Raw genomic sequence first — 10,465 nt, 5'->3', positions numbered from 1 at the left:
AAGCCAGCCGCAAGATGAGGACTCCATTGAGGGTCGTCATAGACGATGACGTTGATAGGGTGCAGGTGTAAAGACGGTGACGTCAAAGCCGAGCACTACTAATTGCCCGAACTCTTTCGCTTCATGCTGATATTATCAGATGTAGTTGTTTCAAGAACGAACTTCTACCCAGTTTTCTTGTGTCGACAATGTCAATAACCTATATTAGGTGGTTATTGCAGTGGGGTCCCACCTCTTCCCATTCCGAACAGAGAAGTTAAGCCCACCTGCGCCGATGGTACTGCAATGCAATGCGGGAGAGTAGGAAGCCGCCGTCTTTTTAAAGCGAAAGCCCTGAGGATTATTTCCTTGGGGCTTTTTTTGTTTCAATAAATCTCGGATTATTATTCGTTTTTACGGAAAATAATTGTATCTTTGCACTGATGAATCAATTGACGCATTGTTTGGTTTGGTTGAGTCGTGTGCATAAGTGCCGTGGCTTTGGCATTCAGTCACCTACCGACTACTCGTTTGTACGCTACGTGATAAACGAGCATTGGCCATATTATGCTTATGAGCAGCTGAATGATGGAGATTGGTTGTTTCAAAAGCTTGGGCGTCTTTATTTCCGCTTGGCTAATTGGCGTCAGCCGTCTGTGATGTTGCTGGATGAGTATCAGCCCTATCTGCAGGCTGGTTGCCACTCTACGGCCTTTTCTACGCTTATTGATAAGGTTGAATTGGGTAGAGTAGCTATTGGTGATCGTAAAGGATGGGAGGAGATGGTGTCTAAATGCGATGAGCGATCGATTGTCGTGGTTGAGCATATTTGGCGGAACTGGGCTCGTTGGTATGAAATAGAAGCTGATAGTCGCACTTCTGTCACTTTTGATCTTTATTACTGCGGTATTGTATTCTTTGATAAAACCCGATTTAAACAAAACTATAAAATTAACTTCTAACTGTTTATGAAAATAACTAAAGTCTATACCCGTGGTGGCGATATGGGTAAAACATCGCTAGTAGGAGGTCAACGAGTGTCGAAGGCCAGTGAACGATTGGAAGCCTATGGCACCATTGATGAGTTGAGTAGTCATCTTGGTTTATTGGCAGCGATGACGACAGATGATGCTGATAAGGCCATGATTGTTCGCATACAGAATTGCTTGTTTAATGTGTGCACTAATTTAGCTACCGATCAGGAAAAAACACCACTCTCAGCTTCGGCTTATTTGCCTGAAGGCGAGATTGCGTTGCTGGAGAAGCAGGTGGATGATATTATGAAGTTGCTGCCAGAACGTCAGGGATTCGTGTTGCCAGGTGGCACGCGTGAAGCAGCTCAGGCTCATGTCTGTCGGACGGTATGTCGTCGCGCTGAGCGGCGGATTGTTGCATTGTCAGAAGTGGCTAAAATTAGTCCTGAAATATTACAATATGTGAATAGATTGAGTGATTATCTGTTTGTTTTGGCAAAAAAAATAAATTTTAACGCAAATCAGTGTGAAATAGTATGGCAAAATGTTGGTAGATAGAAATTAATTGATTACTTTTGCGCCCGAATTAAAATTTAAATCAGTTAAACTAACGAATTTGTATTATGTATTGGACACTTGAATTAGCTTCAAAATTAGAAGACGCACCTTGGCCAGCAACCAAGGATGAACTTATAGATTATGCGATCCGTTCTGGCGCCCCACTCGAGGTGCTTGAGAATCTGCAAGAAATAGAGGATGAAGGTGAGGTTTACGAAAGTATCGAAGACATCTGGCCAGACTATCCTACTAAGGAAGATTTCCTCTTCAACGAGGATGAATATTAGGAGAGCATTATATTTGTAACTAATTGAAAATCAGCGAGGTGTGAAAATATTAATTACTTTCACACCTCGTTTTTATGCCATTCTTACCGCATTTTAGGGATCACCTGCATACCTACGTGGAATCAGTTATACTAAAATCATGATATTTCCGTTTTAATAGGAAACGCGATATCACAATGAATCCACAATACGAAACACTTGCCAAATGCTTGTTGCCTGAACACATGCTGGAATGGTTTGAACTAACCAATGTTGAGGTGAAGCCCAAGGAGAAGAAGTCCACACGGGACAAACAACCTGACGACATCCCTGTGAACGTTATCCATCTTTATCTTGACGAGAACGAACTGACACCCGACAATCGTGAAGACCTCCGTCCTAATGGTTTTACCCCGGCCAAGACTTTTCACGACTTTCCTATTCGTGGGCAGGAGGTGCTCCTGCATGTAAGGCGTCGCCGTTGGCTTGACGCAGCCAGTCATAATGTGATGTCCGAGTTTGACTTCATCCAGGAATCCACCCACTGTTCAAAGGAACTGGCGGATTTTTTAAAAGAGGCGTTTGGAGGCGCTCCCTATAACGGCCCGTTCATTTGAGAAAGACTACCATGTCAATGGTGACAATTTCGAGCGCTCATACAAGGAAACTATCAGCGGATTCAAGACCTGGGAGGACGCAGACCATGCCGAGGACTGGATAATAATTCCAGAGAACATGGGCACTCATCTGAGCATAGATGAAACGTGTCTGTCTACCGGCGAGGTGTACACCATATTGTCCAACAAAGAAGCCCATGGACGCAAGGGATGTCTTGTAGCCATTGTAAAGGGGACGAAGGCGAAGCAGGTCACAAGCATTCTGAAGAAAATACCGGAACCTGTCCGTTTATTGGTCGAAGAAGTGACGCTTGACTTCTCTGACAGCATGCACCAGATTGTCTGCGCCTGCTTTCCCAAGGCGATGATTACCCTCGACCGTTTCCATCATCAGCAGTTCTGTCTAGAGGCATTGCAGGAATTACGCATTGGACATCGTCGCGAGGTAATGACAGAGGTGGCTAACGCCAGAGATGACTTCAGGGCTATGATTAAAGACCTTATCAAAAGCGGCAAGCCTCTTGTAGACACAGAAGGCAAACCCATCCGTAGCAATGCCGCATATCATCCCGAGAGACTGAAGAACAACGAAACAAAGGCTGAACTGCTCATGCGCAGCAAATACCTGCTGATGGTGTCGCCAGAGAAATGGACACCAAGCCAGAGAGAACGTGCAGAAATGCTTTTTGAACTGTATCCTGACATAGAGGTGGCATACAGTCTGACACACTCGCTTAGAATGATCTTTGCCCAAAAGTGCGACAAAGAAGCAGGACGCAAGAGCATCAAAAAATGGTACGCAAAAGTAGGTGAGTTTGACAATAAGGCTTTCAATGACATCGCAGCTGCCATGTACGACAGAGAGGATGAGTTTCTGAACTACTTCGTGAACAGATCAACCATTGCCTCTGCAGAATCCCTCAATGCAAAAATCAAGGACTTTAGGGCTCAGCTAAGGGGAGTCATTGACAAGAAATTCTTCATTTTCAGATTGGTCAAAATTTACGGTTAATCCCACGTGGTTATGCAGGTGACCCATTATACAAGGGATCTCACCTTTAAAATTTTTTCCCAGAAACTATATATACAAAAGTTTTAAGTAAAATTTTAAAGTCAAAAGCCCATGAGCGATGTTCAAGATAGAACAAGTCATAACGTAAACGAGTTACCATCTTCTCTATCGTATCCGTATAGCCGTTGTACAATGTTGCATAACTTGTCAGTCCTGGGCGAATCTGATACAGCATATAATAGCGAGGATCTCGCTCTTCGATCTGCTGGATATAAAACTGACGCTCAGGTCGTGGTCCAATAAACGACATATCGCCTCTGACAACATTCCATAGTTGGGGCAATTCATCCAGATGACGCATACGCAAGAATTTACCCACCTTCGTCAGTCGTAGATCCTTTCCCTGTCCCTGGAATAGCTCTGGTCCGTATTTTTCGGCATCCAGTTTCATTGATCGGAACTTCAGGATGTAAAATGGCTTCCCAAATCGTCCTATACGTTCCTGTTTGAAGATCGCCGGACCATGGTCTTCCCATTTTACTGCTATGTAGCAGCATAGGAACACGGGTGATAATATCACTAATGCGCAACTGGCAAGGATACAATCCAATAATCGCTTGATAATTCGCTCAAACGTATTCATCCCATCGGGTATAAATTTTACATTTTCCTTGCTCTTGACTCTTTCTGCCTGGTTCAATTCTGATGATACTATCTTTGGTGTAACAGGCATGATTACAAATTCCTTGTATTTTTTCATTTGTTGTTCAAAAGAGAACTCTTTTAGAGAGGCTTCAAAGCAATTGAGGCGCATTTGTCCGTAATCACCGTCTGACATTTCTTTCATCTTGATGATATTACATTTTAGCGCTTCACTGTCTCCAGGTGGTGACACTAAGCCGAAGCCATGGGCTTTAATGATGTTTTCTCCCTCACCACCTCCTGAGAAGAGAATAGGTATACCATGCGGCAGGAGATCGAAAATCTTCGATGGTACAGCACCTTTTATCCGTACTGAAAGCGGTACGATGGAGGCATGATATTGTTCCAATACTGAGTTTATAGTCTCTTTCGGCTGATAGCCGTGATAAATGATACCGCAGTCATGCTCATTAACGTATTGTTGAATCTGAAGAGTTTGGTTCCCGCCACCATATAAATGTAGCTCAGCTCCCACCTCCTTAAAATTAATGTGCTTGACAATGCTCAAAATGTTCTGTGCAACACCTAAAAGCCCGGCATATACAATTTTAAATGTATCACGGCTGGGAACTCTATTGTTACTTGCAACAGTTAATGGTTGTAAGTTACGGTAGAGGAAATGAGGTTTGTCATAGCCAAAAGCTTGTATATGGTCGATAATCTCTTGGCCCTGACCTTGGTAGGCAGAGGCATTCCGATAGAGGAAACGCTCCATATGTAGCAGAATCTTATGGTAGAGAGAACCTTCCTTGACAGCTCCTAATTCGATGGCAGAAAGGGGCCATAGGTCTGACACGTTCAGAATGGTGATTCGCCGATAGAGGCATCGGAACAGCATCATGGCGGAATAGGACACCATAATGGGGGGGCTTTGGATAATCACACGGTCGTATCGTAGCACTTTCCAGAATTTCAGTCCGAATATCCAGATTGCCATGGCAAAGAATAACATGCCCATGGTGCGGGCCAAGCGACCCTTTGATACGGTGGAATAGGTCCAGTAGCGGTAGATGCGGACATTATTGATGGACTCTTTCTTGTACAACCTTCCCCGATAGCCATCAAATATCTTCCCCTTTGGATAGTTGGGCAGACAGCTCAGAATGTCTACATCGAAGCCTTCTCGCTGCAAGCCTTCGGCCATGTTGGTAATGCGGGAAGGGGCTGCTCCTATCTCAGGAGTATAGTAAAAAGAAACAATCAGTATTTTCATATTACTTTCTGAAGATGCCACAGAAATCCAATATCACTTTATCGTCCCGCCACTTCAGTTCCTTGAATGGTGTGTGGGCTGTCAGAAATACTACGATGTCGGCTTTGTTGTAAGCCTCCCTATAGTCGGTAAGCTTGAATATCTTGTGTTCTGTTATATTGGGTTCGACCACCATTATGCTAGCATTGTTGCATTTCTGCATAACTTTAGTGACGATATACTTGGCTGGACTTTCACGCAGGTCATCGATATTGGGCTTAAAAGCCAATCCCATCATGGCCACTGCAGGTTTGCGCTTTTTGTCAAGTTCAAAGCGGAGCATGGCATTCTGAACTTTTTCGGCACACCAGTCAGCCTTGGAGTTGTTCACTTCACGGGCCATAGCAATCATCCTGGCCTCTTTGGGGAACTCGCTGCTAATGAAGTAGGGATCGACGGCTATGCAGTGGCCTCCCACACCACAACCAGGCTGCAATATATTTACGCGAGGGTGCTTGTTTGCCAGGCTGATAAGCTCCCAGACATTGATACCAGCCTTTTCGCAGATGATGCTTAACTCGTTGGCAAAGGCAATCTGCATGTCGCGGCAACTGTTCTCTGTCAGTTTGCACATTTCGGCAGTTTTGCAGTCCGTTGGGTGAAGTGTGCCTTGTACGAACAGACTGTAGAATTCCTGAGCTTTCTTGGTCGAGGCCTCGTTGAGTCCACCGATGACGCGGTCGTTATGTATGAGTTCGTAAACGACATTGCCAGGCAACACACGCTCCGGGCAGTAGGCAATGTATACATGGTCTCTTAGTTCAGGACGCTCGGTAAAAATGAGTTCGGCCATCTTTTCAGTTGTACCGACGGGCGATGTCGATTCAATAACATATAGGTCTCCCTGTTTCAGCAGAGGGAGTACCATGCGTGTGGCCGACTCAACATAGGAGATGTCTGGTTCGTGGTCTCCTTTAAATGGGGTGGGAACCACCATGAAGTAGGCATCGCTTACCTCTGGGGTATTACTGGCATGCAGACATCCATTATTTACTACTTCCTGTAGCATCTCCTTCATTCCTGGCTCAATGATATGCAGGCGACCTTGGTTGGTCATATTAACCACCTGTGGATTGATGTCAACGCCTACAATTTTTACCCCGTGTTTAGCTGCAATGACTGACGTTGGCAATCCTATATAGCCAAGTCCCATAAAGCATGCTTTCATAATTCGGATACAGATTTGTTTTTTAGTATATTGATGATTCGTTTACAAGCCTTTCCGTCTCCATACGGGTTGACGGCTTGGCTCATTTTAACATATTCAGCTGGATTGTCAAGCAGTGTGCTAACTTCGTCCACGATTTTGTCAAAGTCGGTACCCACCAGTTTCACGGTGCCTGCCGTCAATGCTTCAGGCCGCTCAGTGGTGTCACGCATCACTAATACAGGCTTACCTAGGCTGGGAGCCTCTTCCTGAATACCACCACTGTCGGTGAGAACAATAGTCGATTTCTCCATCAGGTAAACAAACTCCAAATATTGCAACGGCTCGATGAAAAACATGTTGCCTAGGTTTTCCAGTTTCTCACCGAATACCTCATGAATAGGTTTGCGCACATTGGGGTTGGGATGCATAGGATAGACAAAGTCCACGTTGGGATATTTCCGGCTCAGTTCTTTTATAGCTGTTATCATGTGAATAAAACTGTCGCCGAAATTCTCACGACGATGGGCGGTAATCAGTACCAGCTGTCTGCCGCTTGAAAGCCTGTTGCAGTCGTATCCGGCTTCCCTGATAATCTCGTTTTGTTTATTAGCCAGAGTCGTATCATTCTTCAGTCTGTTTACCACCATATAGAGAGCATCAATAACGGTGTTTCCTGTGATAGCAATTTTGTTTTCATCAATGTTCTCGTTCAACAGATTCTTGCGGCACATGGGGGTGGGCGCAAAATGATAGGTGGCTATACGTCCCGTCAGCTGGCGGTTCATCTCCTCTGGCCAGGGACTGTATATATTATAAGTACGCAAACCAGCCTCTACATGACCGACAGGTATTTGCTGATAGAAAGCTGCCAATGCTGCCGCTGTGGAAGTGGTTGTGTCGCCATGAACCAGCACCATGTCGGGCTGTTCTTTCTGCAATACCTCACGCATGCCCAACAACACACGACTGGTCACATCATACAGGTCTTGCCCCAGTTTCATGATGTTTAAGTTGTAATCGGGTTTGATATCAAAAATATCAAGAACTTGATCTAGCATCTCACGGTGCTGTCCCGTCACACACACTACTGTATCAAAATGGGCCGCTTCTCTTTTCAGTTGGATAACCAGAGGTGCCATTTTAATTGCTTCAGGACGAGTACCGAAGACTATCATGATTTTTTTCATACTTTACGTAACCTTAATGGAATATCTTAGTTGTTGTTGAAAGGATATTTCAAGCACCTGACAGGGCTGAAGCTTATTATATTCTGTAGAAACATAGTCGGTTTTGACACTGATGCCATTGAATCCCTCTGCCTTTATGATGACTTTACCAGCCTTTAGGATACCGTCGGTTTCTGAAACAACGCTTACATCTGTTTGAGGACTAAAATGTAAATAGCTGATAGCATTGGTAACGTTTCCAATGATAAGGTCTTCGATATGGATGGAGTGGTCACAAAGGGCAAAATGTCGTTGATGTATGATATGGCGTCCAAATCCGTCGTGATGCGCTAATATTTCCGTAGGGCAGTCTTTCACAATGGTAACCTTCGCCCTTCTGCCCACGCGGAAACCACCCCAAACCATACTGGAGTCCCTGCCAGCGACAGAAACAGTGTTATGGGCTGCTGTACTGCGCTCATATTGCCGCCGTGGGTCTTTGTTGTAAGTGGAGATGCCGGTATCTACGATGACGGGCTGGCTGTCAATGCGCAACTCGTAGTTGAACGTATCGGCATGGGAATGCCCCGGCTGATAGGAGGCTGTGATATTGCCGATGTCGAGTATGACCTCCATCCCCTTGTCGTTTAGCTTCCTATAGCCGCATTCCCTGAGAGGCATGGGATTCCACGAAATGTTCAGTTTCCGTGCATAGTCGAACAGCTGGCCGGCGGTGGGCGCAATGCCATAGGCCGAATCGTTGAGCAATGGTATTGAGCCGTCGCTGTAGATGATGCTCTGCAAATGGCCCAGCATCAAGGCAGCCTTCTGCTTGAGCGTGTTGGTAAATGTTTCTTGATGGACGAACAGTTGGTTGTTGGCCGAGAAACTGATACAGTCTAGCAGGCGGTCGAGCATAATGCAGTGATACATGGGCGACTGTTCGTAGTGTGCCCCATCTGGAAGAATCTGCTCGCTTAACTGCTCTTCCAAAAGATGAGCCGCCTTGCTGAACAAACGTTCGTCGCTAAAGAAAACTGAGGCAATGAAGAGGGCGTAGGCATCTTCCAGCAAGTGGTTGCCCAGCAGGTGATACTCCAACTCACGCTCAAGCAAGAGAATTTGAGCATACATGGAGTCTATCCGCTTTTTATTGCGACCTTCGGGATGACGGGTGAAGAACTTTGCCCAGTTGATAACTCTCAAAGCTATGGGGTAAGGGGCAAGGCCGACGTGGTTACTGGGAAGCTCGTCAATGAAACGGTCTATCCACCTCAGGCACTCCTCTTCACTGATTCCCTCCTGCCCCAACCAGTCCATGTAGTTAAGATTGTAAGCCCACAGCATCCCGTGTTCGTCCATGTTCCAGTCTCGAAAACTGTCAGAGATGTTCAGGAAGGTGAACCGTCCCTGACTGTCGTAGCAGCAAAGCTTAGCGATAGGCTCTGTAAGCATTGCCACACTTGGATTAGCCTTCAAGGGGGACTCAACTCCGATCTGAGGTCTGTAGAACCGGTGTTTTAGTTGATGAACAATCTGCGTCAACCGCAGATGCCTCAAAGTCTCTAAATAATAAAAAATAGACATTTATGCTATATCTTCCTTTAAGGTACAACTAGCAGGAACGGAACAATTAAATAGTAGATACTGTAAGCGCCAAAATAGTTTTGGTAGTACTGGCACATGATGTTTCCATAGCCAATGACTGAGACGATACCAATGTATAAGCATATTACTTTTAGTTTGTGGTCAGTAAAGACAATATGTGTTCGTTTGTACGGTCTGATTCAAAATGCTCCTGAAATGTCTGATAGGCATTGTTGCAATAAGCAGTATAATCTATAGTTTCGAAAGCACGTATCGCCTTAGCTAATTCTACTGGCTGGTGACATTCTACGAGCAATCCATTATGTTCACACTCTATAATCTCAGGAATTCCTCCCACACGGGTAGAAACTACAGGTATGCCCACAGACAGAGCCTCAATGATGATACCAGGATAACCTTCACGATAAGAGGGTAGGAGTAGGAGGTCATATTGCGCCAATTTTAATGTCACTTCTGTCGAGGGGATTTCTCCATTGTAACGAACACGATGGGCAACCCAGTCGAAATGCTCATAGAATTTATCCTTGATAGCACCGTAGATGTCTAACTGATAGTCTGACGGCAGTAAAGCGAAAGCATCCAATAGGTCGCCCATCCCTTTTTCATTAGAAACATGCGACATAAATACCAGCCGTTTGGAGAACGCTTTGGGCATTCTGCGTTGCGATGCAGCCTTGCGGACATTGGGAAACCAGTGTATTTTATCTGTATCACCAATCAATGTCTTTATATGGGAGATGCTGGCTTGTGTCTCCAGAAAAATTATGTCTGTTGCTTGGATTGCTTCTATAACCCGATGTTTCTTCCTGTTTGGCACAGTTTGCAAATAGATGTCAAACGAACCGCCAAACTTACGCAATACGACCCGCTTGCCCATCCTGTGAGCTATTCGTGAAAGAAATGGAAACATGTTTACCGTGCCATGGTCGGAAAAATTGAACATGACCGTATCGCACCAAGGCAGTGAAGTGATAAATTTGGCAATGAAATAAAATTGGTTGGCGCGAGGACGAAGTCCCAATGATCGGGGATTAACATACCTGTTGGTTTGCACGAAACGATGGCCTATGCCTTTCTCGAGCAGATAATCATGGAAGTTCTTCATCAGCACCGTCGCACCGCCCCACTGACAGTTATGCTTCTCACAAGGGAGTGGACCTACGACCAAGAGCCTGTTGTTA

10 protein-coding genes, 2 rRNA genes and 1 pseudogene are annotated in these 10,465 nt (G+C 45.2%); 7 read left to right on the top strand and 6 right to left on the bottom strand.

Features of this window, described 5'->3' with window-relative positions:
• The 7 genes from T360_RS0104295 to T360_RS0104265 form a co-directional block, all read left to right on the top strand.
• A 23S ribosomal RNA gene (locus tag T360_RS0104295) occupies positions 1–123 on the top strand; the annotation flags it as partial.
• Positions 124–204: 81 nt separating this feature from the next.
• Positions 205–317, top strand: a 5S ribosomal RNA gene (rrf, locus tag T360_RS0104290).
• 105 nt (positions 318–422) lie between these two features.
• Entirely contained in the window at positions 423–941 is a 519-nt protein-coding gene (locus T360_RS0104285) for a hypothetical protein (RefSeq protein WP_036928761.1), read from the top strand.
• A 6-nt stretch (positions 942–947) separates the two neighbouring features.
• Positions 948–1,511 carry a cob(I)yrinic acid a,c-diamide adenosyltransferase gene (locus tag T360_RS0104280; RefSeq protein ID WP_028911683.1) on the top strand — a complete coding sequence of 188 codons (564 nt, stop codon included), beginning with the start codon at positions 948–950 and terminating at the stop codon, positions 1,509–1,511.
• 65 nt (positions 1,512–1,576) lie between these two features.
• A complete protein-coding gene (locus T360_RS0104275) occupies positions 1,577–1,798 on the top strand; it encodes a DUF2795 domain-containing protein (RefSeq protein WP_013063838.1) in 222 nt (73 codons plus the stop codon).
• A 176-nt stretch (positions 1,799–1,974) separates the two neighbouring features.
• Positions 1,975–2,394 carry a hypothetical protein gene (locus T360_RS0104270; protein ID WP_036928757.1) on the top strand — a complete coding sequence of 140 codons (420 nt, stop codon included), beginning with the start codon at positions 1,975–1,977 and terminating at the stop codon, positions 2,392–2,394.
• Positions 2,360–3,406 carry a transposase gene (locus T360_RS0104265; protein WP_028911681.1) on the top strand — a complete coding sequence of 349 codons (1,047 nt, stop codon included), beginning with the start codon at positions 2,360–2,362 and terminating at the stop codon, positions 3,404–3,406. Before T360_RS0104270 ends, T360_RS0104265 begins: the two co-directional genes overlap by 35 nt.
• A 46-nt stretch (positions 3,407–3,452) precedes the next feature.
• Here T360_RS0104265 and T360_RS0104260 read toward each other — a convergent pair whose 3' ends face one another.
• The 6 genes and pseudogenes from T360_RS0104260 to T360_RS0104235 form a co-directional block, all read right to left on the bottom strand.
• On the bottom strand, positions 3,453–4,049 hold the full coding sequence (locus T360_RS0104260) for a sugar transferase (RefSeq protein ID WP_231488090.1): 597 nt from the start codon (positions 4,047–4,049) through the stop codon (positions 3,453–3,455).
• Between the two features lie 693 nt (positions 4,050–4,742).
• Positions 4,743–5,321 (bottom strand): annotated as a pseudogene (locus T360_RS16700) (glycosyltransferase); the annotation flags it as partial.
• A 1-nt stretch (position 5,322) separates the two neighbouring features.
• Positions 5,323–6,528 carry a UDP-N-acetyl-D-mannosamine dehydrogenase gene (gene wecC / locus T360_RS0104250; RefSeq protein WP_028911680.1) on the bottom strand — a complete coding sequence of 402 codons (1,206 nt, stop codon included), beginning with the start codon at positions 6,526–6,528 and terminating at the stop codon, positions 5,323–5,325.
• Entirely contained in the window at positions 6,525–7,697 is a 1,173-nt protein-coding gene (gene wecB / locus T360_RS0104245) for a non-hydrolyzing UDP-N-acetylglucosamine 2-epimerase (RefSeq protein WP_028911679.1), read from the bottom strand. The genes wecC and wecB overlap by 4 nt, the downstream gene beginning before the upstream one ends.
• A 3-nt stretch (positions 7,698–7,700) precedes the next feature.
• Complete coding sequence (locus tag T360_RS0104240) at positions 7,701–9,131, bottom strand: heparinase II/III family protein (protein WP_231488088.1); 1,431 nt, start codon at positions 9,129–9,131, stop codon at positions 7,701–7,703.
• Positions 9,132–9,414: 283 nt separating this feature from the next.
• Positions 9,415–10,389: a glycosyltransferase family 4 protein gene (locus T360_RS0104235; RefSeq protein ID WP_231488079.1), complete on the bottom strand. Its 975-nt coding sequence runs from the start codon at positions 10,387–10,389 to the stop codon at positions 9,415–9,417.
• Positions 10,390–10,465 lie beyond the last annotated feature (76 nt).

This window comes from Prevotella sp. MA2016 (genome assembly GCF_000619825.1).
Taxonomy (GTDB): domain Bacteria; phylum Bacteroidota; class Bacteroidia; order Bacteroidales; family Bacteroidaceae; genus Prevotella.
The sequence above is the reverse complement of the archived record's forward strand: the minus strand, read 5'-3'. Positions and strand labels throughout refer to the sequence as shown.

Bases quoted from the DNA above. Each gene is read 5' to 3' on its own strand.
- T360_RS0104285 (WP_036928761.1), top strand. From the start codon at position 423: ATGAATCAATTGACGCATTGTTTGGTTTGGTTGAGTCGTGTGCATAAG.
- T360_RS0104280 (WP_028911683.1), top strand. From the start codon at position 948: ATGAAAATAACTAAAGTCTATACCCGTGGTGGCGATATGGGTAAAACA.
- T360_RS0104275 (WP_013063838.1), top strand. From the start codon at position 1,577: ATGTATTGGACACTTGAATTAGCTTCAAAATTAGAAGACGCACCTTGG.
- T360_RS0104270 (WP_036928757.1), top strand. From the start codon at position 1,975: ATGAATCCACAATACGAAACACTTGCCAAATGCTTGTTGCCTGAACAC.
- T360_RS0104260 (WP_231488090.1), bottom strand. From the start codon at position 4,049: ATGAATACGTTTGAGCGAATTATCAAGCGATTATTGGATTGTATCCTT.
- wecC (WP_028911680.1), bottom strand. From the start codon at position 6,528: ATGAAAGCATGCTTTATGGGACTTGGCTATATAGGATTGCCAACGTCA.
- wecB (WP_028911679.1), bottom strand. From the start codon at position 7,697: ATGAAAAAAATCATGATAGTCTTCGGTACTCGTCCTGAAGCAATTAAA.
- T360_RS0104240 (WP_231488088.1), bottom strand. From the start codon at position 9,131: ATGCTTACAGAGCCTATCGCTAAGCTTTGCTGCTACGACAGTCAGGGA.
- T360_RS0104235 (WP_231488079.1), bottom strand. From the start codon at position 10,389: ATGAAGAACTTCCATGATTATCTGCTCGAGAAAGGCATAGGCCATCGT.